The sequence below is a fragment of the Vibrio wakamikoensis genome, from assembly GCF_050337275.1.
GTDB classification, from domain to species: Bacteria; Pseudomonadota; Gammaproteobacteria; order Enterobacterales; family Vibrionaceae; genus Vibrio; species Vibrio chaetopteri.
This window is the reverse complement of the sequence record NZ_JAKJST010000022.1, coordinates 1-25,061: the sequence shown is the minus strand read 5'-3', so window position 1 is coordinate 25,061 and position 25,061 is coordinate 1. Positions and strand designations below refer to the sequence as shown.

Annotated in this window: 22 protein-coding genes and 1 pseudogene; 14 read left to right on the top strand and 9 right to left on the bottom strand. The window is 46.4% G+C overall.

What is annotated here, in order from left to right:
* Positions 1-247: 247 nt before the first annotated feature.
* Both L4C42_RS13220 and ohrR read right to left on the bottom strand, forming a co-directional pair.
* The gene (locus L4C42_RS13220; protein ID WP_042494969.1) at positions 248-1,165 is read right to left on the bottom strand and encodes a LysR family transcriptional regulator; all 918 of its coding nucleotides are present in this window, start codon (positions 1,163-1,165) and stop codon (positions 248-250) included.
* Between the two features lie 5 nt (positions 1,166-1,170).
* Positions 1,171-1,611, bottom strand: a complete 441-nt coding sequence (gene ohrR, locus L4C42_RS13215) for a transcriptional regulator OhrR (protein ID WP_353499821.1) — start codon at positions 1,609-1,611, stop codon at positions 1,171-1,173.
* A gap of 118 nt (positions 1,612-1,729) precedes the next feature.
* Between ohrR and ohr the strand changes: the two genes are divergently transcribed.
* The 3 genes from ohr to recQ all read left to right on the top strand — a co-directional run bounded on the left by ohr (position 1,730) and on the right by recQ (position 5,773).
* Entirely contained in the window at positions 1,730-2,152 is a 423-nt protein-coding gene (gene ohr, locus L4C42_RS13210; protein WP_353499822.1) for an organic hydroperoxide reductase Ohr, read from the top strand.
* Positions 2,153-2,440: 288 nt separating this feature from the next.
* Positions 2,441-3,241 (top strand): glucosamine-6-phosphate deaminase, encoded by an 801-nt coding sequence (gene nagB, locus L4C42_RS13205; protein WP_112460027.1) that lies wholly within the window; start codon positions 2,441-2,443, stop codon positions 3,239-3,241.
* Between the two features lie 384 nt (positions 3,242-3,625).
* Positions 3,626-5,773: a DNA helicase RecQ gene (gene recQ, locus L4C42_RS13200; protein WP_429760790.1), complete on the top strand. Its 2,148-nt coding sequence runs from the start codon at positions 3,626-3,628 to the stop codon at positions 5,771-5,773.
* Positions 5,774-6,101: 328 nt separating this feature from the next.
* On the opposite strand, the gene L4C42_RS13195 is transcribed toward recQ, so the two are convergent.
* Positions 6,102-7,103 carry a LacI family DNA-binding transcriptional regulator gene (locus L4C42_RS13195; protein WP_353499824.1) on the bottom strand — a complete coding sequence of 334 codons (1,002 nt, stop codon included), beginning with the start codon at positions 7,101-7,103 and terminating at the stop codon, positions 6,102-6,104.
* A gap of 242 nt (positions 7,104-7,345) precedes the next feature.
* Between L4C42_RS13195 and L4C42_RS13190 the strand changes: the two genes are divergently transcribed.
* From L4C42_RS13190 to L4C42_RS13160, 7 genes are all read left to right on the top strand, one after another.
* Positions 7,346-9,106 (top strand): class I mannose-6-phosphate isomerase, encoded by a 1,761-nt coding sequence (locus L4C42_RS13190; protein ID WP_353499825.1) that lies wholly within the window; start codon positions 7,346-7,348, stop codon positions 9,104-9,106.
* Positions 9,107-9,108: 2 nt separating this feature from the next.
* Complete coding sequence (locus L4C42_RS13185; RefSeq protein ID WP_353499826.1) at positions 9,109-9,537, top strand: PTS sugar transporter subunit IIA; 429 nt, start codon at positions 9,109-9,111, stop codon at positions 9,535-9,537.
* Positions 9,538-9,548: 11 nt separating this feature from the next.
* Positions 9,549-10,043, top strand: coding sequence for a PTS sugar transporter subunit IIB (locus L4C42_RS13180; RefSeq protein WP_006069164.1), 495 nt, complete (start codon positions 9,549-9,551; stop codon positions 10,041-10,043).
* An 80-nt stretch (positions 10,044-10,123) separates the two neighbouring features.
* Positions 10,124-10,927: a PTS mannose/fructose/sorbose/N-acetylgalactosamine transporter subunit IIC gene (locus L4C42_RS13175; RefSeq protein WP_418642775.1), complete on the top strand. Its 804-nt coding sequence runs from the start codon at positions 10,124-10,126 to the stop codon at positions 10,925-10,927.
* Positions 10,927-11,775 carry a PTS system mannose/fructose/sorbose family transporter subunit IID gene (locus L4C42_RS13170; RefSeq protein WP_353499828.1) on the top strand — a complete coding sequence of 283 codons (849 nt, stop codon included), beginning with the start codon at positions 10,927-10,929 and terminating at the stop codon, positions 11,773-11,775. The genes L4C42_RS13175 and L4C42_RS13170 overlap by 1 nt, the downstream gene beginning before the upstream one ends.
* A 51-nt stretch (positions 11,776-11,826) precedes the next feature.
* Positions 11,827-12,954 (top strand): AGE family epimerase/isomerase, encoded by a 1,128-nt coding sequence (locus L4C42_RS13165; RefSeq protein WP_353499829.1) that lies wholly within the window; start codon positions 11,827-11,829, stop codon positions 12,952-12,954.
* A 1-nt stretch (position 12,955) separates the two neighbouring features.
* Positions 12,956-13,522, top strand: a complete 567-nt coding sequence (locus L4C42_RS13160) for a glucose-6-phosphate isomerase family protein (RefSeq protein ID WP_353499830.1) — start codon at positions 12,956-12,958, stop codon at positions 13,520-13,522.
* A 249-nt stretch (positions 13,523-13,771) separates the two neighbouring features.
* Here L4C42_RS13160 and L4C42_RS13155 read toward each other — a convergent pair whose 3' ends face one another.
* Positions 13,772-15,958, bottom strand: coding sequence for a malate synthase G (locus L4C42_RS13155; RefSeq protein ID WP_353499831.1), 2,187 nt, complete (start codon positions 15,956-15,958; stop codon positions 13,772-13,774).
* A 127-nt stretch (positions 15,959-16,085) separates the two neighbouring features.
* A complete protein-coding gene (locus L4C42_RS13150) occupies positions 16,086-17,039 on the bottom strand; it encodes a LysR family transcriptional regulator (protein ID WP_353499832.1) in 954 nt (317 codons plus the stop codon).
* A gap of 133 nt (positions 17,040-17,172) precedes the next feature.
* Between L4C42_RS13150 and L4C42_RS13145 the strand changes: the two genes are divergently transcribed.
* Positions 17,173-18,771, top strand: coding sequence for an isocitrate lyase (locus L4C42_RS13145; RefSeq protein WP_353499833.1), 1,599 nt, complete (start codon positions 17,173-17,175; stop codon positions 18,769-18,771).
* A 259-nt stretch (positions 18,772-19,030) separates the two neighbouring features.
* Positions 19,031-19,600, top strand: a complete 570-nt coding sequence (locus tag L4C42_RS13140; protein ID WP_429760785.1) for a hypothetical protein — start codon at positions 19,031-19,033, stop codon at positions 19,598-19,600.
* Between the two features lie 15 nt (positions 19,601-19,615).
* On the opposite strand, the gene L4C42_RS13135 is transcribed toward L4C42_RS13140, so the two are convergent.
* From L4C42_RS13135 to L4C42_RS13125, 3 genes are all read right to left on the bottom strand, one after another.
* Positions 19,616-20,320, bottom strand: coding sequence for a 3'-5' exonuclease (locus L4C42_RS13135; RefSeq protein WP_429760783.1), 705 nt, complete (start codon positions 20,318-20,320; stop codon positions 19,616-19,618).
* A gap of 27 nt (positions 20,321-20,347) precedes the next feature.
* On the bottom strand, positions 20,348-22,255 hold the full coding sequence (locus tag L4C42_RS13130) for a DUF294 nucleotidyltransferase-like domain-containing protein (protein ID WP_353499836.1): 1,908 nt from the start codon (positions 22,253-22,255) through the stop codon (positions 20,348-20,350).
* Between the two features lie 112 nt (positions 22,256-22,367).
* A complete protein-coding gene (locus L4C42_RS13125; RefSeq protein WP_353499837.1) occupies positions 22,368-23,087 on the bottom strand; it encodes a FadR/GntR family transcriptional regulator in 720 nt (239 codons plus the stop codon).
* 417 nt (positions 23,088-23,504) lie between these two features.
* Here L4C42_RS13125 and L4C42_RS13120 point away from each other — a divergent pair, with 417 nt between their 5' ends.
* Positions 23,505-24,251, top strand: a complete 747-nt coding sequence (locus L4C42_RS13120; RefSeq protein WP_353499838.1) for a FadR/GntR family transcriptional regulator — start codon at positions 23,505-23,507, stop codon at positions 24,249-24,251.
* A gap of 9 nt (positions 24,252-24,260) precedes the next feature.
* Positions 24,261-24,581: a cupin domain-containing protein gene (locus tag L4C42_RS13115; protein WP_353499839.1), complete on the top strand. Its 321-nt coding sequence runs from the start codon at positions 24,261-24,263 to the stop codon at positions 24,579-24,581.
* 163 nt (positions 24,582-24,744) lie between these two features.
* On the opposite strand, the pseudogene L4C42_RS13110 reads toward L4C42_RS13115, so the two are convergent.
* Positions 24,745-25,061, bottom strand: a pseudogene (locus L4C42_RS13110) (IS4 family transposase); the annotation flags it as partial.

The window sequence follows — 25,061 nt, the reverse complement described above, 5'->3', positions numbered from 1 at the left end:
CCTTTTTTAATTTTGGGCTACGAGAATGAAGGTGCGATTCTGGCTACAATCAACTCGTAGCCAGGTACAGGGGATCCTACCGAGCTACAGGCATAGTGAGTGTGAGCCAGAGGTAAGAAATCGTGTGATGCATAAATAACCTTTTTGATGAAATTTCAGGCTACAAGAAGCTAGCCTGATATGCAACTTACGATTTGCTAGATACGCCAATCCATTAAGCACTTAAATCAAGGCGGTATTGATTCAACTAGACGCGTAAATCACGCAAATAACAGCAAAGCCACTGAATAGCAGGATCGTTGATCGCTGCTCGATTCCAAACAACGCTATAAGCTACTTTTCCATATTCAAATGGCAGAGATTTTACCGTCAATCCCTTCGCTTGGCTGGCGACGTCAGCCCACTGTTTTGAACAAGTAAACAGTAACTCCGACTGATGACACATCACCGCTGCGGCGCCAAAATCAGGCACAATCATTTTCACATCGCGAATACCGTGCTGCTGTCTAAGCGTCTGTTCAAAGTACGGACGACTCAACTCCGACTCGGCAATGCCAATATGCTGACTGTTAAGGTAATGCTCAATCGTTAGATCAACCTCCGCTAATGGGTGGTCAGGTGACATCAAACACACCAACTCATCCTCAAGCACGACTTCCCACACCAGCTCCTTGGTATTAGTCGGTGGCTGACTAACATCGTGTGGCAAGATAATGAAATCCACTTGTCCACTATGAAGTGCCCCAAAGCCGAATTTCGCCTTGGTCATAATATTGAGCTTAGCTTTTGGCGTGAGCTCAGTCGTCAGCTTTGCCAGTGGTTTAGCAAACAGTTCAAACGTACTTTCGCGCATTGATAAACTAAAGCGACCTTCAAACACTTGCGGCTCAAAGCGGGCTTGATTAAGCAAACCATTCATACTCGCTAGCATTGAATGTACGAGTGGTGCGATCTCTACAGCATAAAGCGTAGGCGTTAATGACGTGCCATCTCTAAAAAACAGCTCATCATCAAGAATGTCGCGTAACTGGGTAATGGTTTTACTTACGCTAGAAGGAGTAACAGAAAGTAGTTCTGCCGTTTTGGTCACGTTGCACGTATCTAGCATCACATGCAGCGCCAGTAAATGTTTAAACCCGACTCGATTGAGTCCTTCAATATCCATTTATGTTAATCCATCAAATTGTCTGTTAGTCGCTCACAAATCCGTTTGAGCACCATTGCCTCCTCTGGATCGAGCTTGGCTTTACAAGCAATCGCTCCGGGTATCGACATTGCTTTCTCGCGAAGTGCATTGCCCTGCTCAGTGACAAAAATCATTCGAGCACGCTCGTCGGACTCACTGCGCTTACGCTCCACCAAACCTTTTTGCTCTAAGCGTTTAAGCAACGGCGTTAGTGTACCGGAATCGAGCTTCAATTCTGCCCCGATATCTTTGACATTCATAGGCGCTTGTTTCCAAAGTACCAACATCGTCATGTATTGCAGATAAGTGAGATCAACTTGTTCAAGAATTGGCCGATAGGCACGAGTCACTGCATTGCTAGCACTGTAAAGTGCGAAACAAACTTGCTTGTCTAAATCTAAGGCTTCTGGACTATCTAATTTCATATTTGGCCGCGCGAGTGAATTAAGTTGTGCACAATATACTTGCAATCATCCAACTTTAACAATATAGTTAGTGTACAACCTAATTTTACGCAATTAAAAACGATAAAAGGATGAACTTATGTCAGCACTTTACTCTACTTCAGCAACTGCAATCGCCGGCCGCAATGGTCAAGTATCAACGGACGATGGATTGCTCGATCTTGCGCTTTCTTATCCAAAAGAGCTAGGTGGAACTGGCGCTGAAACTAACCCGGAGCAGCTCTTTGCGGCAGGTTACTCAGCGTGTTTTTCTAATGCCATCCTTCATGTCGCTCAGCAGCAGAAACTAGCAGTAAAACAAGCACCGACCAAAGCAACGGTCGCACTAAAGGCCAATGAGCATGGTGGGTTTGTTCTTGATGTCGCTCTGGATGTGACTTTAGATATGGATGATGCCGCAGCGCTAGAACTGGTTCGTGTCGCGCACCAAGTTTGCCCATACTCGAACGCACTGCGTGGCAACGTCGACGTTGCTGTTACCGCTAACGGTCAAGCGATCTAGCCAGTGGATTGGGCAGGCACTCCCTGCCCAACTCTCTAAGCTCTTCAGGTGTTTCCGCCAAGTTCCCCTCTCTAAACACCCCAAACTTGTCCTTTATTTTCTGTTGAAAATTTTTCTTGTTAAAAAAGCACTATCTGTTAACAAACACTCAACACCAATGGCAAAAGGCGATCCCGATCAAGAAAAAAACGAAAATTCACAGAAAAGTAATAGCCGTGTCGAAAAACTTTTTTTATAATGCGAATTAATGTTTCAGAACACATTAAATTCTTTTATTAGGGGATCAACATGAGACTTATTCCATTACAGAACGCAGAACAAGTAGGTAAATGGGCTGCTCGCCACATCGTTGAGCGTATCAACGCTTTCAAACCGACAGCAGAAAAGCCGTTTGTTTTGGGTCTACCGACTGGTGGAACGCCTCTTTCAACGTACAAAGCACTTATCGCTCTGCACAAAGCGGGCGAAGTAAGCTTTAAACACGTTGTGACGTTCAACATGGATGAGTACGTAGGTATTGACCCAGAGCACCCAGAGTCATACCGCTCTTTCATGTACAACAACTTCTTCAACCACGTTGATATCCAAGAAGAAAACATCAACCTTCTTGACGGTCTAGCAGACGATATCGACGCACACTGTGCGGCATACGAAGAAAAAATCCGTTCATACGGCAAGATCAACCTGTTCATGGGTGGCGTAGGCATCGATGGTCACATCGCGTTCAACGAACCAGGTTCATCTCTAAACTCTCGTACTCGTATCAAGACACTGACAGAAGACACGCGCATCGCAAACTCTCGTTTCTTCGACAACGACATCAACCAAGTGCCTAAATACGCACTAACTATTGGTGTTGCAACATTGCTAGACGCAGAAGAAGTGATGATCCTAACTATGGGTCACAACAAAGCTCAAGCTCTACAAATGGCTGTAGAAGGCTCTGTAAACCACATGTGGACAGTGACTGCGCTACAAATGCACTCTAAAGCAATCATCGTTGCTGACGATGCTGCTCAACAAGAGCTAAAAGTGAAGACAGTTCGCTACTTCAACGAGCTTGAAGTTGAGAACATCAAAGGTCTATAAGCTTTTATAAGCCTTCAGATGCAAGGTAGCGGAACTTTTCTTCTGCCTTGTGTCTAACAAATTGTTACCTCTTTGCACTTTTAGCAAAAGGCAGCAAAAGCGATGGAAACGCACAGTATTCCAAAGCTCCGTATAGGTCGGGCTTATATGCCAAGCTAAGCCCGACTTTCTCTCGCTACTTCCCCACTCCCAATTACTCACTGCATCTTGAAAAAGCCTTGTAACAACAAGACTGACCTCAAGTCGTACAACTCTCACGACATAGTTCCACGACCACATTGAGTATGACCGCGCATTATCTCGATGAATGCTTGAAAACCCACTCTGCTCCTGACACACTCTCACGCTGTCTTCCCACTCTGCGATAAATCCAAAGCTTCTATGATGCCGAACACTCCGACCGCGACCCCATTCACGCCCAATGAACTGCTGAAATCTCTTTTTGGTTACGATAATTTTCGTCATCAACAAGCGGACATTATCGACTCGTTGATGTCGGGAAATGATGTGATGACACTAATGCCAACTGGCGGCGGTAAATCTATTTGTTATCAAATACCGGCTATTCTGAGGCAGGGCGTTGGCGTTGTGGTGTCTCCACTTATCGCACTAATGCAAGATCAAGTCGACGCTCTCCACCAAGTTGGCGTTCGTGCTGCTTATCTCAACTCAACATTGAGCCCGTACGATCAGCAAGTCGTAGAACAGCAAGTACTCACCGGTGACATCCAGATCCTGTATGTCGCACCTGAGCGACTGTTAATGGAGAAGACGCTTCGTTTGTTGGAACAATCAAGCCTGTCACTATTTGCTATTGATGAAGCGCACTGTGTAAGCCAGTGGGGTCATGACTTTCGCCCAGAGTATCAACAGCTCAGCGTGCTCAAACAGCGTTTTCCTACCGTGCCAAGAATTGCGCTCACCGCAACCGCCGATCTAAAAACACGCGAGGAGATCATCGCACAGTTAGCGCTCGAGCAAGCCGATGTTTATGTTCACAGCTTTGATCGCCCTAATATCACTTACTACGTCTCCGACCTTGGCAATGCCAAACAAGAGTTGTGGCGCTTTATCGACACCCATCATCAAGATGATGCCGGTATTGTCTATTGCCTATCGCGTAAAAAAGTAGAAGAGACGGCGCAGTGGCTGTGTGACATGGGTAAAACTGCTTTGCCTTACCATGCGGGACTATCGAGTGAGCAACGCGCCAATCATCAGCGCCGCTTTTTGAGCGAAGACGGCATCATCGTCGTCGCCACCATCGCATTTGGAATGGGGATTGATAAGCCCGATGTTCGGTTTGTAGCGCACTTAAGCCTGCCAAAAAGTATTGAGGCCTATTACCAGGAAACAGGCCGTGCTGGGCGTGATGGCATGCCTGCCAATGCTTGGATGAGTTTTGGCATGCAAGACATGGTTCTACAAAGGCAAATGGTGCAAAACTCCGAAGGTGCGGAGCAATATAAGCGCGTATCCATTCAAAAGCTGAATCGACTACTCGGCTATTGTGATTTGGCCACTTGCCGCCGCCAATCTCTACTCGCCTATTTTGGCGAAACGCTATCAAAGCCTTGCGGTAACTGTGATAACTGCCTAACACCACCCGAAACCTGGGATGGCTTACAAGCGACGCAAAAGGCTCTTTCCACTGTATATCGAACCGGCCAGCGGTTTGGTGTGAGCTACTTAGTCAACATTCTCTTGGGTAAAGCAGACAGTCGAATTACCCAAAACCAACACGATACCCTGTCTACATTTGGTATTGGCAACGACCTTTCCGCTAAAGAGTGGCAAGGGGTATTTCGTCAACTGCTCGCCATGAACCTTCTCGAGGTGCACGGTGAACACGGCAGTTTACAGCTTACCGAGTTGTGCCGTCCTTACCTCAAAGGCGAGCAGCCCATCGAACTTCGCAAACTGCGAGTCTCGAAAAAAGCGGCGAAAAGCGCGAAGAAGAAAAGCTCTGGCACTTTGTCCGCAGCCGACATGCCGCAGTTTGAAAAGCTTCGCGAAGTTCGTGCAGAACTTGCCAAACAGCAATCGGTACCGGCTTACATGATTTGTCATGATGCAACGTTGGAATCTCTCGCCAGCGTGCGCCCGCAAACCCTCGATGAACTTTCGACTATCCCAGGTTTTGGTGAAGTTAAAATAGAGAAATACGGCGATGCCTTTATCGCTGCTATTGAGCCTAAATCCGAAGCCGAAAAGCAGCTATCAGATACCGAACTTGAGTCTCTTGGGCTTCTTAACAAAGGCTTTACCGTTGAAGACATAGCGAATGAACGCGGGCTAAAAGCAACGACGATCATGTCTCATTTAGCTCAAGCCATAGAGCTGAACGCCTGTGAGTTAAACAGCGTGATCGCTTTGAGCGACGAAGAGATCCAAGCAATTACACAGCAAGCTATAGCATTTGATTCACTAACACAGCAGGCCATCAAGCCACTATTCGAGCACTTTGAACAGCAATACGACTACGGCACATTGAAATGTGTACTCGCGAAAATGGCTTCACAAGGCCAATAAAAATGGAATATCAGATTGCACCGTTGACGATGTGTTTACCACTTTAGGCTAGTGTTTCCATCGAGACGATGAATATATGATCACAACATCGCTACAGGAAAGTAGCTAAAGGGATATTTGAGATTGTAGAGCGTGGGAGACTCAGCCCTCCCGAGTTTACGATTACTATCTTTGACGCCAAGACCGATTATCTTGGCGTTTTTTTCTATCTGGTGAATTGTATCGCAGCTCAACGATTCTAGGTTACTAGATAGTAAGTGTCATAAGTGAGTACGCGGGTACACTGTGAGCAAAATACCCATGCGAACTAGATGCAGCGAATTCAGAATCAACCACATGAATTTCTCACCACCAATTTGGGTGGGAAAACCACGCTTTTATATGGCTGTTTGTCGCCCTCCATACGAGACAGAATGATCTCTCCCGCCGCTCGACCAATTTCTCGAGCTGAAACAGAGATGGAAGTCAGAGCTGGGTTGGTATCCGCGGATTCCGCTACGTCATCAAAGCCCACAACCGCGATATCTTTGCCCACGGTTTTACCGAGATCTTTAATGGCTCGCATTACGCCAAAAGCAACGATATCTTGGTAGCCAATAATAGCGGTAATTTCAGGGTACTGATCCAGTAATTCCCTTGTTACTTTAGCGCCCTCAGAACGACTTGCTGAGCAGCTTCGAATATATCGTTCATTGAACGGAATCCCATGTTCCATCAACTTTGACATATACCCCCCTAGACGATGGGAACGCGTCTTAGAGATCTCCAGTCCACCAACGAACGCAATATGCTTATGACCTTTTTTGATAAGGTGCTCGGTTGCCAATTGCAAGCCCATAAAGTTATTGGTGCCGACGAAATCAAATTGATCTTCTCCAATAGGTCGAACAGCCAACACGATCGGAAACCCTCGACTTTGTACTGTCTCCAAAAAGTCCAAATTAGTCTCCATCGCTGGGCACATCACTACACCACCAGCGTTCTGACTCAGTAACGAATCGATGAATTTGCTTTGACGCTCAACACTCTCTTCAGCATTGGCGAGAAACAATAGAGAATCCTGCTCTTCAAGATAATGGCTAAGACCTGCGATCATTTCAGAGAAAAAAGGGTTGGTAATATCAGGTGTGACGAGCCCGACTAGATTACTGCGCTTATGTCGCAAGTTAGCCGCAGCTTGATTGTAAACATAACCAAGCTCCTTAACCGCCTCTAAAACCCGCTCACGAGTGGTCGCCGAGATTCGTCCTTTGTTAGTCAATACCATGGACACGGTCGCGGTGGAAACACCGCAATGCTTAGCCACGTCCGCAATAGTTGCTTTGGCCATGTTGAACTCCAGTAAATGAAATTAGCACCAGTTATAGCGACTTTCTTTTCTGATTAAAACAAGGTTAATCGATTAACCTAATCAACTGTCATTTATCGTCATGATTATGTGATTAACTACAAAATTGCCTCGCCGATTATTGATTAACAACTGCTAAATGAGTGGTTAACCGCGTTAACCAGTTTGTTAGTTGATTAACTGAGTGATTAGACTGTAGTCAAATGATTAACTCAAGGTGATGTATGAAGTACCTATCTGGTCAATCCAATTATGACAAGTTTCCAAATGTAGAAGTGAAGGGCTTTGACCACGCTGCCGTTCGCGGTTGGGACAGTATCGTTGACACAATTGAACAACGCATTCAGGGCCAAGATAAACATATTTTGGTGATCGACACCTATCATGGTGTCAATCACAATGAACTCCTCGACCAGCTTGTCGCGCCGCTCTCCCCCGCTCTTGTGGTGTCAATGGACGATGCGAAATACTCCGAAGAACACATCTTCGCCATGCTAGAACGCAACATTACCGATGACCGAGTATTTGGCGTCATCGCACCGCACAAGCTGGACGAGTTCTTTGACAGCGAGAAGCTACAAGGCTTGAAACAAACTGTTAGTAATGCTAATTCCGGTTTGATCGTTGTTATTGGTCACGGTGCCAGACTAGTCGCCGATGGTGATACCTTTGTTTACGCCGATTTAGCCCGTTGGGAAATTCAGCAACGCTTCCGCCGTGGCGAGCTTGGCAACTGGGGAGCAGAAAACTACAACGAAGACGTCCTACGTAAATACAAGCGTTCATTCTTTATTGAATGGCGTGTCTTCGACCGATATAAAACTAAGCTGCTGTCTGATGTTGATTTTCTCTTAGACACCAACACCGCTTTTGACCCTAAAATGGTCTCTGGTACAGCGTTCAGCGCAGGCTTGCAACAAGCGACAACTCAACCATTTAGACTGGTGCCTTTCTTTGACCCTGGGGTCTGGGGTGGTCAATGGATGAAAGAAGTCTGTGACCTCGACCAAGACAAGCCAAACTATGCATGGTGTTTTGACTGCGTTCCTGAAGAAAATAGCCTACTGCTTAAATACGGTGACGTTATTGTCGAGATTCCATCGCAAGACTTGGTATTAACACAACCGCGCGCGCTCTTAGGCGACAGTGTCCATGCACGTTTTGGCGCCGAGTTCCCAATTCGATTCGACTTCCTCGATACCATGCAAGGTCAGCATCTAAGCCTGCAAGTACACCCTCTAACAGAGTACATTCAGAACGAATTTGGGATGCACTATACCCAAGACGAGAGCTATTACATGTTAGACGCTGGAGAAAAAGCCAGTGTGTATCTTGGCACTAAATCTGGCATCAATCCAGATGAAATGATGGATGATTTATATGCAGCGCAGCGCGGCGAAAAGTCTTTCGACGATGAGCGCTTTATCAATCAATTCCCAGCGAAAAAGCACGACCATTTCTTAATCCCCGCGGGCACTATTCACTGCTCAGGCTCCGACTCTATGGTGCTTGAAATCAGTGCAACCCCATATATCTTCACTTTCAAACTGTGGGATTGGGATCGTCTAGGGCTTGATGGCCTGCCACGACCAGTGCATTTGGATCACGGTAAAGAAGTCATTCAGTGGGAACGCAACACAGAATGGTGTCAGGAGCATTTAGTCAACGCCATTACACCAGTCGCAGAAGGTGAAGGCTGGAAAGAAGAGAAAACGGGCCTGCATGAGCGCGAGTTCATCGAGACCCGACGCCACTGGTTCAGCAAACCCGTTCTTCATAAAACTGAGGGAACCGTCAATGTTCTGAACTTAGTAGAAGGTAAAGAGGCCATTATCTTGAGTCCAGACAATAAATTTGAGCCATTTGTTGTTCATTATGCCGAAACCTTCGTTATCCCAGCTCACGTAGACGCTTATGTCATCCAACCCTATGGCGAAAGCGAAGGAACAGAAATTGCCACTATTAAAGCGTTCGTAAGAGGTTAATCATGCTCCATTTTATCGTAGCCAGTCATGGCCCATTAGCCACTGCACTTATCTGCAGTGCCAACATGGTATTTGGCGAGCTTAGTAACACGACTGCGATCTGTCTCACCGAAGAGGGAGGCATCGAGCAATTTAAACGAGATTTCCACCGTGAAATCACTGCAATAGCGCCCAATGTCGACGGCATTGTTGTGCTATGCGATTTGGAATGCGGCACGCCTTACAACGTTGCTTGCACTTACGCATTCAACCCAGATTTTAATCCAAAGGTTGAAGTCGTAACTGGGGTGAATTTCCCGACACTTTTAATGACAGCAGACTTTGTTGAAGAGACCGACGCTTCATACGTTGCAACGACCTTGCAGCAAGAAGCGCTAAAAACGGTTGTCGTTGCCAAGCCAGTAGAGCTGGCACAAGAAGATGATTTTTAAGGAGAAACACTATGGCAATTTCATTTGTGCGTATTGACGACCGCGTTATCCATGGACAGTTAATGACTCGTTGGGCGAAAGAGCTTCCTTGTGATGGCATCGTGGCCATTGACGATGCTGTAGCCGCTGATCCATTGCTATCACAAGTCATGAAAGGCGCCGTAACCGACGTTAAAGTTTGGCTATTTGATACCGCGACCGCCGTCAGCAAGTTACCGAAGGTGATCGCCAGCGACAAGAAGTATTTCGTCATCGCGAAATCTCCGGTCACGCTGCGCCGCATTCGTGAAGCAGGTATAAGCCTTGAAAATCTCAATAACAAAATCAACGTTGGCCCAATGAGCGCTCGAGAAGGCACAACGACAATTGGCGGCAACCAATGCGTCAACCAAGAAGAAATCTCTGCATTTAACTACCTGTCAGAAGACGGTCACCACATCGACTTCAGATTGGTTCCTGATGCCAGTTCCTACACCTGGCAAGATGCACTGCAAAAACTGAAATAACAACAAAACAACCTCCACTTTTGACGCGACTTTTCGCAGCAAAAGTGGAGAGTTCAATACGTGAGCTAAAGGATGACATTATGTTTATAGAAGCAGTCTTTATCGGGATACTCTGCTATCTCGGTGCCCTCTCCACCCCCTGGTTACTTGGACTAACCGGTGGTTGGTACACTATCACTCGACCACTCGTGTCCGGTATGTTGGTGGGTATCATCTTAGGTGATATTCAAACTGGCATCATGGTTGGTGTAGCGGTACAAGCCGTTTACATCGCGATGGTAACACCAGGCGGCTCCATGCCAGCTGACCTTAACTTCGTCGCCTACCCCGCTGTCGCACTGGGCATCATGTCTGGACAGGGCGTGGAAGTAGCCGTTGCTATTGCTGCAACCATCGGTATCGCAGGCACCATAATCTTCAACTTTATGATGGTCATTAACTCCTACTGGAACCATAAAGCGGATTTAGCCATAGAAGCCGGTGATGAGCAGGGCGTGTACAGGAACTCCGCTATCTACCCGCAAGTCACTAACTTCTTAATGCGTTTTATTCCGACCTTTATTGCCGTTTACTTCGGCAACCAATACATCGAAGGGTTTATGGCAAGCCTACCTGATATGGTGCTTAACACCATGACGGTACTTGGCGGCATCTTACCTGCTGTTGGTATCGCGATTCTGTTAAAGCAGATTATCAAAGAGTCTACGATGCTGATTTATTTCTTGGTCGGTTTCGTTGGCATCGTATTCCTAAACCTCAACATGGTGGGTTTGGTAATGATTGGCGCACTATTCGCTCTACTTCATTACAACTACAAGCCAGAACCACAAACAGCGAACGCTGCGCCAGTTCAACAGACTGATGATGACGAGGATGAATTCTAATGACCGCACAACACAACAAAATTGGTACTGAGATCGCACCCAAAGTCGCACTCGACAAAAAAGATCTCACGAAATGCTGGCGTGCATGGATGATGTACAACCTATCATCGATGAGTTTTGAACGCTTGGAGTCGTTTGGCTTCTGTCTCGGTATGATGCCTGCTTTGAAAAAGCTCTATCCGAATCAAGAAGACCGAAAAGAAGCGATGAAACGCCATGCCTCCTTCTACAACACCGAACCACAATTGGGCGCTATCATCAATGGCATGGCTGTGGGTATGGAAGAGAAGAAAGCCAACGGCGAACCTATTGACGGCGAGACCATCAATACACTCAAAGTCGGTTTGATGGGACCAGTTGCCGGTATTGGCGACTCCATGATTCCGGGTATGTTAGTACCTATCTTACTCAGTATTGGTATGGCACTAGCCGCTGGCGGTAGCATGTTAGGCCCAATCTTCTACATCGTGGCATTCAACGCCATCGCTATCATCGGCTCTTACCAATTATTTATGAAAGGCTACAAGATGGGTGCGGGCTCCGTTGAGATGCTTGTTAGCCACCGCTCAACCAAGATTCGTGAGGCGTTATCGTTATTAGGTGTCTTTGTCATGGGCGGTGTCGCGGCTAGTTACGTCAACCTAGGCACAGGACTTGAGTTCGCAACCAAAGACGGTGTCGACATCAACGTACAAATGATGCTCGACGGAATCTTCCCTAAACTGCTGCCATTGGTAGTCGTGTTGGGCACTTGGTTTGCGATGGCGAAGAAAGGTCTTAGCCCAGTTAAAGCGATGCTTTCGCTAGTGGTTATCTCCTTCATCGGTGTCGCCGTCGGTCTCTTCTAACTTTTCAATACCTAGGGCACTCGTTGAGTGCCCTATTCTTTGGAGCAAACCATGGACTCCCTAACCTTTCAAATCGCTCGTTGCCAACACTGGCTCACGCAACATGCACTACCTCGATGGCAAAAAGCACAATCCGAGAAAAATGGTATTTTTGCCGAAGGCTTACTTTCCGACGGGCGAGAGTTTAGTGACGATTTACTTAGATTTCGCGTGCAACCACGTCAGGTTTACGTCTTCGCTCACGCCACTAAGCTCAACCTAATCGACGGTCACAATCAAGTTTTGGCTGCCATTAAACAAGGATTTGCAAATTTTGGCTCACCATCATCCGGTTATCGTTTTTCGCTATACGAAAGCAATGACAGTAGAAGTGAGGCGCTTAACTTATACGAGCAAGCCTTCGCGCTTCTTGGGTTTGCTTGGCATTACAAACTAGCGGCTGATGAACATTCTCTACACTCAATGGAAGCCATTTACCAACACATCTCAACGCATCTTTGGGACATAGAACAAGGTGGTTTTTTTCTGATTGAAGGCAACGCTGTCAACAAAGGACAAAACCCTCACATGCATTTGTTCGAAGCGTTAATGGTCAGCTATGAACATACCGACAATCCGATTTGGCTGGAGCGAGCAACACAAATCTATCAGTTGTTCCAAACTCATTTTATGCAAAGTGACCATTTAGCCGAGTTCTTTCAGGCCGATTTCTCTCTTGATTCGGACATAGGCACGCATATCGATCCAGGCCATCACTACGAGTGGATCTGGTTACTCAGCCACTACCAAAAGCTCACAGGAGTTAAGGTAAATAAGACGATTGATGTTTTGTACCGCTTTGCACAACAACATGGGCATAATGACAATGGTCTTGTTAGAGATGAGATATACGCCAACGGAACGCCACTACGTTCAACGTCGCGCCTTTGGTGTCAAACCGAGTACTTGAAAGCCTGTATAGCGCTTTGGGAACGTGCCCCTAGTGACACCCGCCGAGCCGCGATCAGTCACGCGGTGGAACACATTTTCGTTTATTACTTGAATCCAGCTTTACCTGGGTTATGGGTTGATCAAGTAGATAGTGTGGGTCAGCCATTAAACGAACACTCTCCAGCAAGCACTTTTTATCATCTATTTCTAGCCTTTTCTGAATTGCTCAGAATCGCCAATAAGGATTAACATGCATTTATCTATTCCTCCTAGTATCAACTACTTAACTGGTCATATTGATGCAGAAAACGTCGTCTGCAAAGAAACCACGCTTGGCGCACTTGAAGGTGTATTTGCTAACGAAACCCAACGTGCCGCAAGTGCACAGGACCAAGTCATCTACCAAGTGGAAATGCTACCTGCTCAGCATGCAGAAGGAGAACTAAACTTTGGTGTTTCGCATATTGAGCCCGGTTCTATAGGTGATGAACTCCACATGACGAGAGGCCATATCCACCAACGTAAAGAGCAAGCAGAGTTCTATTTCGGCTCGCAGGGTGAGGGTTTATTACTCATGCAAACGGAACAAGGAGAAGTGTCCATTGAGAAAGTATTCCCGGGCAGCGTGCATCATATCCCAGGTTTTGTCGCCCACCGATTGATCAATACGGGTAACACGCGATTATCTGCACTTGCAGTTTGGCCTGCCATTGCAGGGCATAACTATGACTTTCTAGAAGAGGTAGGGTTTAACGTTCGAGTATTTAGATCATCGACAACTTATGAAGTTGTTTATATGGATAAAGCTGGCGAATAACTCAAGCTTTTAGCCATACATCCTTACTATTGCTGTATGGAGCCTTCAATTAAGTGAGAAGGTAGACTTTCTAAGAAAATCGCGACATAACGTTAAGCTCTGCTTGATTCTCTCTGATAGTGGGGCAAATACTCGCTAGTACTCCGCTAATATTATCCTCAGGCACCCGTTTCATCAGCCGCAACTCAAAAAACAAAAAAACCGCGCTCGAGAGCGCGGTGTTACCTTGGGCTTGGTAATTACAGTGTTTTATCTTTGTTGTGATTTTAATTTGAGTCGCATTGCATGCAATACGGGCTCAGTATAGCCATTGGGCTGTGCGCAGCCTTCGAACACCAATTGACAAGCGGCAGAGAACGCAATGCTGCTGTCAAAGTTGGGGGCCATATTGTTGTAATTTGGGTCGTCAGCATTTTGTTGGTCAACGACTTGTGCCATACGCTGCATGGTTTTCATCACTTGAGATTCAGTGCAAATACCATGTCGTAACCAGTTAGCAATATGCTGGCTTGAGATGCGTAGTGTGGCACGATCTTCCATTAGACCAACATCATTGATATCTGGTACTTTGGAACAGCCAACACCTTGGTCAATCCAGCGTACTACATAGCCAAGAATGCCTTGCGCGTTATTGTCCAACTCGCTTTGAATTTGTTCTTCTGTCACCTTTTGTGAGCCTAATAGTGGAATCGTCAAGATATCATCCACACTCGCACTCACACGCTCACGAAGCTCTTTTTGACGGCTTGGCACGCTCACTTGGTGGTAGTGAAGCGCATGTAAAGTTGCTGCGGTCGGTGACGGTACCCATGCTGTGTTGGCGCCTGACTGTGGATGACCAATCTTAGCATCCATCATTTTTGCCATGTTATCTGGTTCGGGCCACATACCTTTACCGATTTGCGCCTTACCTTGCAGACCACACGCCAATCCTAGATCCACGTTTTGATCTTCGTAGGCGCCAATCCAGGTCATGGTTTTCAGCTGAGCTTTCGGAGCAAATGCACCTGCTTCCATGCTGGTATGAATTTCATCACCCGTTCTGTCTAAGAAGCCAGTGTTAATGAACACGACACGCTCTTTCGCAGCGTGAATACACGCTTTTAGGTTAACCGAGGTGCGGCGCTCCTCATCCATAATGCCGACTTTGATGGTGTTTCGTTCCAGACCCAACGCATCTTCGACTCGAGTAAAGAGCTCGTTGGTAAATGCCACTTCTTCAGGGCCATGCATCTTTGGCTTAACGATGTTGATGCTACCTGATGTCGAGTTTTGGTACTGGCTGTTCCCTTTAATATCGTGGATAGCTATTAGCGAGGTGATCATGGCATCCATGATACCTTCTGGTACTTCACGGCCGGCGCGATCAAGAATCGCTGGGTTTGTCATTAAGTGGCCGACGTTGCGAATAAACAGCATACTGCGACCTTTGAGATGGATCTCGCCGCCGGTCACGCTGGTGTATTGACGATCCGGATTTAAGCTTCTGACAATCGTTTTGCCATTCTTTTCTAGGCTCTCTTGCAGATCGCCTTTCATCAGACCTAACCAGTTACGATAGGCCAGCGCTTTGTCCTCGCCGTCTACCGCTGCAACCGAGTCTTCACAATCCATAATGGTGGTAAGCGCCGCTTCAACAACCACATCTTTGATACCCGCAGCATCGACACGGCCAATCGGTGTATTCGGGTCGATTTGAATTTCAATATGAAGATTATTGTGTTTAAGAAGAATACAAGATGGCGAACTGGCTTCTCCCTGATAGCCGATAAACTGAGTGCTATCCATCAGGGTCACTTCCTCACCATTGGTAAGAGTGGCAGTTAGCGTGTTACCTACACTGACATTGCTGATGCTGTACTGGGTGACTTCACGATGTGATACACCGTTTAAAGGCGCTGCAGAATCGAGAAACTCGCGAGCATACGCAACGACTTTTTCACCACGTACTGGATTAAAGCTGCCACCACGCTCCGCACCGTCCTCTTCACCTATCACATCTGTGCCGTAAAGCGCGTCATATAAACTGCCCCAACGCGCATTCGCTGCGTTAAGTGCAAAGCGGGCATTCATAATAGGTACCACCAGCTGTGGTCCTGCTTGAGTCGCTATTTCTGGCTCTACGTTTTCTGTGGAGATTTCAAAATCATCAACTTCAGGGACTAGGTAACCAATCTGCTGTAAGAAGGTTTTGTACTCGGTTGGATCAATTGCCTGACCCACACGCTCTTGATGCCAAACATCGATTTGATGTTGTAGGTCGTCACGCTTTACCAGCAGCGCGCGATTTTTAGGTGCTAGGTCAGATAAAATTGACTCGAACGCTTGCCAAAATGCGCTGGCCTCAATACCAGTGCCGGGAATGATTTGCTCATTAACCAAATTGTAGAGGGTGCTATCAATGTTCAAGCTTCCCTGTTGAATACGATTGCTCATAAAATTTCTCTCGAATTAGTCGATGACCACTGCTTAAAAATCTACGTAACTGAGGAGAATTTGACTAATTTATGCTACTTATAGTTAACATTCATAGAAAAAATACCCCTATTATTGACGTACAGCCTTACTCCGTTACGCCACTTTCTAACTCATTAGCGACGCTTTTTATTAGGCGGCGCATCCATTGGTGATCGGGATTACTTTGCAAGAGTGGACTCCATGCCATCTTGACCTCAAACGGCTCTATCGCAAATGGCGCAGGTTTGATAAGCAGCTTAGGGTTGTTGCGCTGTGACTGCGCCGCCTTACTTGGAATTGTCAAAATCAGATTCTTCTGCTGCGCAAAAAGGATGGCGGATAGGTAGTGGCGGGTAAAGACCGTGATATTGCGCGTTTTACCGATCTTCATTAACGCCTCATCAATCCAGCCCAGTTTCTGCGCCTGACTAGGGTTGACGCCGTGCCCGGTACCCATCCCGGTTTTACTCACCCAAATGTGCTGCGCCTTTAGATAAGAGAACAAATCAAAGTTATCGGCAATGGGATTGTCGCGGCTGAATAGACAAGAAAAGCCATCGTGCCACAAGCTCATTTGGTGGAAGGACTGAGGAATATCATCAAAGCGATTGATAACGATATCGACGGTACCTTGCTCTACATCCTGATAACTCACATCACTTGGGGTCATGATGTCCAAACGTATCTTAGGTGCAATTTCGCTGAGCTTTTCCAATAACGGTTGAATAATAGTCGACTCGGCATAGTCACTCGCCATGATACGAAACACGCGCTCGCTATCCTCAGCATGAAACTCGGTCGTGGTTTGCATCGTCTTTTCTACATTGGCAAGAATATTTCGAATCTGTGGCTGGAGCTTCTGAGCGCGCTCGGTTGGGATCATCCCTTCACTAGTTCGCACTAAAAGCGGATCTTCAAACAAATCACGCAGGCGGCGCAATCCATTACTCATCGCTGGCTGAGTGATACCCAACTGGTTCGCAGCGCGGGTCACATTACGCTCTCGCAGCAGCATATCTAAATACACAAGCAAATTAAGGTCAATACGAGCAATATTCATAACAAAAATACCGAGTATAACAACTATAAATTAACAAAATTATCACACAAGCGGCTACGATTTGTCCATAACAACAAGTTAATACTACAGGCCACTGGCCACCCTATATCCAACGTGAAACTAAGGAATAGTTATGTCGCAAATTAATCAAGATATCGAAATGATCGAAGTTGCAAAACGCGCTGCAGGTACGCCATGGGATGCAATCGATGCTGAATCTGCTGCTCGCATGCGTGCTCAAAACAAATTCAAAACTGGCCTAGATATCGCGCAATACACGGCGGATATTATGCGTGCAGACATGGAAGCGTACGACGCAGACAAATCTCAGTACACACAATCTTTAGGTTGCTGGCACGGTTTCATTGGCCAACAAAAAATGATTTCTATTAAGAAGCACTTTGGTGGTAAGACTGACAAACGCTACCTCTACCTATCAGGTTGGATGGTTGCCGCACTTCGCTCTGATTTTGGTCCACTTCCAGACCAGTCAATGCACGAGAAGACGTCTGTCCCTGCACTTATCGAAGAGCTATACACTTTCCTTCGTCAAGCAGATGCACGTGAGCTAGGCGGTCTATTCCGTGAGCTAGACGCAGCACGTGAAGCCGGCGACGTAGCACTTCAAGACCAAATCCAAGACAAAATCGACAACCATCAAACCCACGTTGTGCCAATCGTTGCTGATATCGATGCAGGCTTTGGTAACGCAGAAGCCACTTACCTACTGGCTAAGAAAATGATTGAAGCGGGTGCTTGTTGTCTGCAGATTGAAAACCAAGTAGCCGATGAGAAGCAGTGTGGTCACCAAGACGGTAAAGTAACCGTACCTCACTCAGACTTCCATGCCAAACTGCGCGCGCTGCGTTATGCCTTCCTAGAGCTTGGCATCGACAACGGTATCATCGTTGCACGTACTGACTCACAAGGTGCTGGCCTAACCAAAGAAATTGCGGTAGTGAAAGAGCCAGGCGACCAAGGCGATATCTACAACTCTTACTTAGACGTTGAAGAGATCGATGTTGCTGACATGAAGCAAGGCGACGTTTGCTTTAACCGTGATGGCAAGCTAGTACGTCCGAAGCGTCTTCCTTCTGGCCTATATCAATTCCGCTCAGGTACGGGTGAAGACCGCTGTGTATTTGACTGTATCGAAGCTATCAACGCAGGTGCTGACCTACTTTGGATTGAAACTGAAAAGCCACACATCGGTCAAATCAAAGAGATGATGGATGGCGTACGTGCAGTTCACCCGAATGCGAAGCTGGTTTACAACAACTCGCCTTCGTTCAACTGGACGCTTAACTTCCGTCAACAAGCTTATGATGCAATGGTTGAAGCAGGTGAAGATGTATCAGCATACGACCGCGCAAACCTAATGAGCGCTGAATATGACGAAACGGAACTATCGAAAAGTGCTGACGACAAAATCCGCACGTTCCAAGCAGATGCTGCACGTGAAGCTGGTATCTTCCATCACCTAATCACACTACCAACGTACCACACCGCTGCGCTATCAACAGATAACCTAGCGAAGGAGTACTTCGGTGAAGCAGGCATGCTTGGCTACGTTAAGAACGTTCAACGCCAAGAAATCCGTCAAGGTATCGCATGTGTTAAACACCAAAACATGTCTGGTTCAGACATCGGTGATGACCATAAAGAGTACTTTGCGGGTGAGAACGCGCTAAAAGCGGCTGGTGAGTTGAATACTTCTAATCAGTTTGACTAAGAGCTTACCCCTCCTAGCCTCCCCTTATTAAGGGGAGGAACCACTGGCTCGCTAACGCATCGCCTTATATACATTTAATCCGCGATGCGACGATAGGAGCGAGCCAGTAATTCTCCCCCTTAATAAGGGGGAGCTAGAGGGGGTGCTCTTCGCCCTTAGCTCTTAGCTTTTAGCTTTTAGCTTTTAGCTTTTAGCTTTTAACCTTCAGCTCTAAACTCTCACCACCCCACCCAGCTCTCCAAACCCAAAGAGGCCGCCCATGACCCCAAAACACCTAAAAGACACCCAAACCCTACTAACAAAAACCGGTTTCACCACCAGCAACACCTGGTACCACGGCACCTCTTCAGCACTCGTCGCCTCTATCCAAGCGCAAGGCTTAAAACGCTCGGGAGACCTAGCACTCAATGACGTCGCTAAAGCGACTATGGCAACCATAGGAAACAACTTCCAAGACGTTACCGAGCCGGTATTTCTTACCCAAAGCAAAGAACTCGCCTACTACTGGGCGCAGCAAACAGTGCGCGAACGTGGTGTGAGATTTGGAGAGAGCGAAGAACCTATCGTATTGCAGATTAAACTCAATGCAGATCAGCAAAATCGAGTAAAACCTGACGTAGGTGCAATGAGTCTATTAATGATGCGTGACGGTGAAGCCTTTATGGCTCACATCGCCAAGATCTACCAAGAAAACAATCTCTCAGTGCCTGAGATTGACCTTCGCGATGCCGACCGCATGGATTTCTTAAACATTCTTGGCATGGCTTACATCAATGAAGATATCAGCCGAGGATGCATCGAAGAGTTGCTAGAACCCATCACAGGGTGACTCAACCACAAGCTGTTATCTGCTCATTCGATAGAGCTTACCGATGCAAGGGTAGCTTTTGTCGAACAAACGCGTCTGCTGAGCTAAAAACAGCTCAGCGGTGGCGATGGCATCGATGAGTGCCTCGTGACCATTGTATTCCGGCAGGCAATACCTTTCCCGCGTTTCTGCAAGGCGCACATCAATAGAGCTATCAGCGTTAACAGCCTTGGCCATCGACTTTTCAATTGCCAAAGTATCAATCCACAGTACGGGCACGTCCTTCAAGCCAAATCGGTGACTTAAGTACTCTTCAACAAAGGATGCCTCAATGACAGCACCATGGGCGATCAATATTCTGTTCCGCGCGGCTTCAAATAAGCGCTGCATCGCCTCATCAAGGGGGACGCCATCTTTGAGCATTTCTGGAACAATGTGATTCACCACCGCGCCGTCGGCATTCACACTCGCTGTCGTGTCAATATACAAGTGCTGTGCGGATGCTAGATCAATGCTAAACCCATTCACCTCAACCCAGCCCACGCTTAAGATGCTGTCCGTGCTGGCATCCAATCCTGTCGTCTCGAAATCCACGACCAAATAGTTCAATTGACTCCCAGCAGACTCGATATCAGGGAGCTGAGCACTCGATAGTCCACTCAACTCTTTTGGTAAGGAAACCTTTGAAGAATACTGTGTACGCTTTTTTTCAAATTGATGATACGCATGAACACGATTCATCAATTTCCAAACGGCTTTCAACACAAGTTACATCCTTCCTGCAAAGCGAAGTTTCGCGGCATCTTGAAGACCAGAAATGATCAAAAACGCATCTTTTAGATTGCCACGCTCGAAACTGCCGAATGTATCTGGGTTAATATGGCTATCTGGTTGCCCGCCCTGTTTTAACGCTTCTAACTGATGATGTTGCCTAAACATAAGCACATATTGGTAGGTATTGAGGATATTCTTGTACGCATCATCACTTAAGATCCCTTGCTCATTAGCTCGCGTGAAACGCTCTTTGGTATTAGAAGAGTCACACTCCACCGCCAAGCCGTAGATTCGCGCTAAATCTATGATCAAGTTGATCGCATACTTCTTAATATTGAGGGTTTTCTTATTCTCGCCTGTTTTTTCCAGCACGAGGTTTTTAAATACTCCAAGAGGGGGCTGGGTATTAATGGCATCTCGCGTCAAAATCCCCAGAAATTCACGGTTTGATTTTATCTGGCTGTGCAGTTCATCTCGCAGTTCATCGGCGTAACTCGCTTCACCATAGACGGAGCGAATTTCTAAAAACACACTGATATTCAAAAGTCGCTCATACTCAGGGTTAGATACCCATTTACGATAGTATTCTCTCCACACGGATTGTGGCTGACACCATTTAGGCGTCGCTGCCATGTAATTGCCAGGACATAGAGGGTAGCCACATGCGTCTAGCCCTTTAACCACGTATTGGGAAAGTTGACGGAAATAAACTTTATCGTTTTCTGTCGCGTCGTCACTGAGCACCAATGCACTGTCTTGATCAGACAACATGTGGACTTCATTTCGGGCATGTGACCCCGCTACAATCCACGAGAACTTGCAAGGCGGCTCCCCGAAGTGAGAAATCGCCAATTGGATCAGACGTCGATTGTAAGCATCCATCATCATCGCCATCACTCGGCCGGTAATATCTGGCGGCACTTGTCCTTCAATGAGTGCTTCGAATATCGCCTGACGCTCGGTATTGAGCGCTTCCAAGTCTTCAACTGACTCTGCATACTTTATCTTCTCAATTAGGAAAATAGCTTGCATGCGATGGTTTTGAACCAGGTGAGAAGTGGTAAGCAGTCCAACGACTTTGCCGTCTTCTACAACCGGTAGGCTACGGATATTGTGTTGCATCATCAGTGATGCGGCATGTAAGACTAAGTCATGGGGACTGACGGTCATAGGGTTGGCTGTCATGACTGATTTAATTGGCGCAGTGAGGTCATACCCGTCCGCAATAACACGTTTGGTCATGTCTCTATCGGTGATTATGCCAATTAACTGCCCGTCGTCACAAACTACTGCTGTGGAAGTACGCTTTTTATAACGCATCTCCTTCGCCACCTCTTGGATAGACATTTTCGCATCTACAATAGCGATAGCTTTACTTGCGACTTCAGAGACCGTGCGAATAAACAGACCTTTTTCTTTATTCGACCACACGACATCCAGCGCAGACTTCAGCCTTGTTTGAGCTTGGGCAGCGAAATGTTCTGCGAACTCTGGAGAGTCCTTAAAAATTGACGTCAGTGCCTTGTGGGGGATCAAATATAGTAAGGTGTTCTCCAAAGCAATGGCTTTGTAACCCTTTTGCTCCGAGACACTGCTGTCTAGAAAGGTAAAGCCAAACACATCCTCTGCACCCAATCTTGCACGCAATACACCGTCAGCCTCTCTTTGCTCCATGGCACCCGAGCGAATCACGTACAAATACTTGTCTTGTTTCTCTAATTCTCTCGTCTCAACAGGTTGGGTCGAAGCACTATTTAAATAAGGATCAAGGATCTCACCTTTCCCTACATAAGTGATTTTAACGGTGGATGCAACCTGGCGCACCAAGGGCTCAGGCATTTTATTGAACGGATCTACGTTATTAAGAAAGTGAGTAATATTGGGTACAAGAGCGTCAGTCATGTTTATCTCCAGACTTCCATTTTGTATTACAATAGCAATTATTTACAATTGGGACTAGCAGAAATAAAAAAGGCAGCGTAAATGCTGCCTTTTTAACTGATTAACTCAGATTCTAACTCGCCACTGGAAGGCGGTGATTTTCCTCACGAAGGTGGTTTGCAGACGCGTCTCTTGCTTTGTCTGAGTCGCCAGCCATGATCGCTTCGTAAATGCGGCGGTGTTCATTAATACATGTCGAGCCGCCATCGGAAGAAAACTGAAGAAAGTTCACAAACATAGTGGTTAGAATGTTGCCAAACGGCAAAAAGAAGTCATTGCCTGTCGCGTTAAAAATAAGCGAATGGAAACGCGTATCGACATCCAACCATTTCATTTGATCGAAAGGCTCTGCTTCTGAGACCTCAACCATCTCTTGGAAAGTTGCAGAAAGCTCAATTCGTTGCTCAGCAGATGCAAACCTTGCTGCTAGCGCACAAGCCTCTGGCTCAATGGCGCGTCGCAATCCAAGAAATTGGCCACAAAACTGCTCAACGTCACTAATACCATCCATCCACTCGATCAATTGCGGATCAAGGAAGTTCCAATACGCACGGTCAACTACACGAGTACCAATTTTTGGTCGTGACTCCAGTAGCCCTTTTGATGTTAACAGCTTAACCGCTTCACGAAGTGCGGTACGGCTGATACCGAACTGCTCACACAAAGCCATTTCACCCGGGATGATTGAACCCTCAGCCAAATCACCAGAAAGGATACCTCTGGCTATGTCTCTCGCTACCTGCACATGGATACTGCGCTTGGAGCCCGTTATTGCATTGAACTTACCTGACATAATGCTACCGATGTTAAATTGAATATGTATTATTTTAGTAGATATCTTACCACTAATAGACATTGAGTAAATGTGACCTTCCGCATTTATTGATGATAATTCATTAAGTCCAGTACGTTATAAACATTCTAACTACTGTAATTGACTGAATCACAACTAAATCACTACTCATCTCCAGATCTGACTTATTTCTGCGAACTTCGTATTTTGTGACACTTCAATCTACATCTCACCTCAAATAAATGATATTGTATTACTAATTGTATTTGAAGGCTATACATCAAGCATTTAGGGAATATTGATCACCACAACGGAGACATCAATCGTCATAACACACCGCTGTTACGGTCTGCAGATTGGAAGTTTGTGCGGTCTCAAAACAACCCTACGAGAACAAATATAGACAAAGGAATGATCATGCTCTCAAACAAGCCAGCTGAAAACACTGATTCTGTTTCAGCATCGAGTCACCGAGTATATGTACAAGTAGCAAAGGAAATTGCGACAAAGATTTTAACCGGAGAGCTGAAACAAGGTGAAAAGCTACCATGCGAGCACGACCTTAAAAGCAAGTTTGGCATCAGCCGCACTTCGCTACGCGAATGCAATAAATTGTTAGAAGCAAAAGGGTTGATTTCCTCCAAGCCCAAAGTAGGTACAAGCGTCGAAGTGCGCCAACAGTGGCACTTTCTCGATCCTCAGCTTCTTGATTGGATCAAAGATGCGGACAACGTACAGCGTTTTTTAACACAGTTTCTAGGGCTGAGAAAAGCCATTGAACCAGAAGCGTGTTCTATTGCTGCACGCTCTGCATCGATAGAACATCGAAAAGCGCTATCGATTAGCTTTCAAAACATGAAGCAAGCTGCGGCATGTCACGACTACGCGGCATGGACGATCAACGACCATCAGTTTCATAAAACGATTTTTCTGGCGACTGGTAACCCTTTTTACATACCGTTTGCCAATATCCTTGAATCACTATTCAAGACATTTATCGACGAATCCTCTACCGGAGGACGTTTTTGTTTGGAAGAGCACGAAGCCATCTACGACGCCATTATGATGGGCGATGCGTTTAGGGCGCGTACCTCTTCTCAACTCTTACTCAATGACCATAACCAGAAGCTCGCGTTAGTCACGCCGAGTGCGGTAACACTTTAAGGAAACAGCATGTTTGTTTACAACAAAAACATCAAACTAGAAGATCAAGGCGGCGGTTTACGACGCAAAGTGCTCGCTCATTGCGAGAACATGATGACAGTCGAAGTGCATTTCGAGACGGGTACTGTCGCGCCAATGCACAACCACCCACACGAGCAGATCACTTATGTGGTATCTGGCGAGTTCGACTTCACTGTTGGCGACGAAACCAAACGTGTGACTGCTGGCGATACCGTTTATAAAGTGCCTAACATCATGCACGGCTGCACCTGCGTTAAAGAAGGTGTACTGATTGATAACTTTACACCAATGCGTAAGGACTTCGTGTAAGCGAATCACTTAAAGCATTTCTGGAATACCAAAAAGAACGGCTCGAAATAGCCGTTCTTTTTTTGTCTCTATCAAAAGGAAAGGTGTCAACGTTATACGAATCTTGTCATCTACTCCCAAAAGATCCAGACAAAAAAGGAAGGCTTTAAGCCCTGTCTCTTGATCACAAGTCTGCTCGTTCAAGAGACATCGCTAGTTCATAGCCTTCAAGGATGGTTTGTAATTTGAACCATCCTCCCATAACACTTGGACTGATGCTCGCCCTGTTCGCTTGGTGTCTTTCCACCCTCCCAACCTAGCAAGGCTTTCATAAGCCCAATGGGTATCTGGTACTTGGGTTGGCAGTGGCTTCCCTACGGTTTTGAACCATAATAGCTTCCACGCTTTATGACCTAACACCACTTCACAACTCATCACATCACCTTTTGGCTCAACATATTTCATAAAGCGTAGTTGAAGTAATCTTGTGGCAACAAAGGG

Coding starts and splice junctions, on each gene's coding strand:
- L4C42_RS13220 (WP_042494969.1), bottom strand. CDS start 1,165: ATGGATATTGAAGGACTCAATCGAGTCGGGTTTAAACATTTACTGGCG.
- ohrR (WP_353499821.1), bottom strand. CDS start 1,611: ATGAAATTAGATAGTCCAGAAGCCTTAGATTTAGACAAGCAAGTTTGT.
- ohr (WP_353499822.1), top strand. CDS start 1,730: ATGTCAGCACTTTACTCTACTTCAGCAACTGCAATCGCCGGCCGCAAT.
- nagB (WP_112460027.1), top strand. CDS start 2,441: ATGAGACTTATTCCATTACAGAACGCAGAACAAGTAGGTAAATGGGCT.
- recQ (WP_429760790.1), top strand. CDS start 3,626: ATGCCGAACACTCCGACCGCGACCCCATTCACGCCCAATGAACTGCTG.
- L4C42_RS13195 (WP_353499824.1), bottom strand. CDS start 7,103: ATGGCCAAAGCAACTATTGCGGACGTGGCTAAGCATTGCGGTGTTTCC.
- L4C42_RS13190 (WP_353499825.1), top strand. CDS start 7,346: ATGAAGTACCTATCTGGTCAATCCAATTATGACAAGTTTCCAAATGTA.
- L4C42_RS13185 (WP_353499826.1), top strand. CDS start 9,109: ATGCTCCATTTTATCGTAGCCAGTCATGGCCCATTAGCCACTGCACTT.
- L4C42_RS13180 (WP_006069164.1), top strand. CDS start 9,549: ATGGCAATTTCATTTGTGCGTATTGACGACCGCGTTATCCATGGACAG.
- L4C42_RS13175 (WP_418642775.1), top strand. CDS start 10,124: ATGTTTATAGAAGCAGTCTTTATCGGGATACTCTGCTATCTCGGTGCC.
- L4C42_RS13170 (WP_353499828.1), top strand. CDS start 10,927: ATGACCGCACAACACAACAAAATTGGTACTGAGATCGCACCCAAAGTC.
- L4C42_RS13165 (WP_353499829.1), top strand. CDS start 11,827: ATGGACTCCCTAACCTTTCAAATCGCTCGTTGCCAACACTGGCTCACG.
- L4C42_RS13160 (WP_353499830.1), top strand. CDS start 12,956: ATGCATTTATCTATTCCTCCTAGTATCAACTACTTAACTGGTCATATT.
- L4C42_RS13155 (WP_353499831.1), bottom strand. CDS start 15,958: ATGAGCAATCGTATTCAACAGGGAAGCTTGAACATTGATAGCACCCTC.
- L4C42_RS13150 (WP_353499832.1), bottom strand. CDS start 17,039: ATGAATATTGCTCGTATTGACCTTAATTTGCTTGTGTATTTAGATATG.
- L4C42_RS13145 (WP_353499833.1), top strand. CDS start 17,173: ATGTCGCAAATTAATCAAGATATCGAAATGATCGAAGTTGCAAAACGC.
- L4C42_RS13140 (WP_429760785.1), top strand. CDS start 19,031: ATGACCCCAAAACACCTAAAAGACACCCAAACCCTACTAACAAAAACC.
- L4C42_RS13135 (WP_429760783.1), bottom strand. CDS start 20,320: ATGAATCGTGTTCATGCGTATCATCAATTTGAAAAAAAGCGTACACAG.
- L4C42_RS13130 (WP_353499836.1), bottom strand. CDS start 22,255: ATGACTGACGCTCTTGTACCCAATATTACTCACTTTCTTAATAACGTA.
- L4C42_RS13125 (WP_353499837.1), bottom strand. CDS start 23,087: ATGTCAGGTAAGTTCAATGCAATAACGGGCTCCAAGCGCAGTATCCAT.
- L4C42_RS13120 (WP_353499838.1), top strand. CDS start 23,505: ATGCTCTCAAACAAGCCAGCTGAAAACACTGATTCTGTTTCAGCATCG.
- L4C42_RS13115 (WP_353499839.1), top strand. CDS start 24,261: ATGTTTGTTTACAACAAAAACATCAAACTAGAAGATCAAGGCGGCGGT.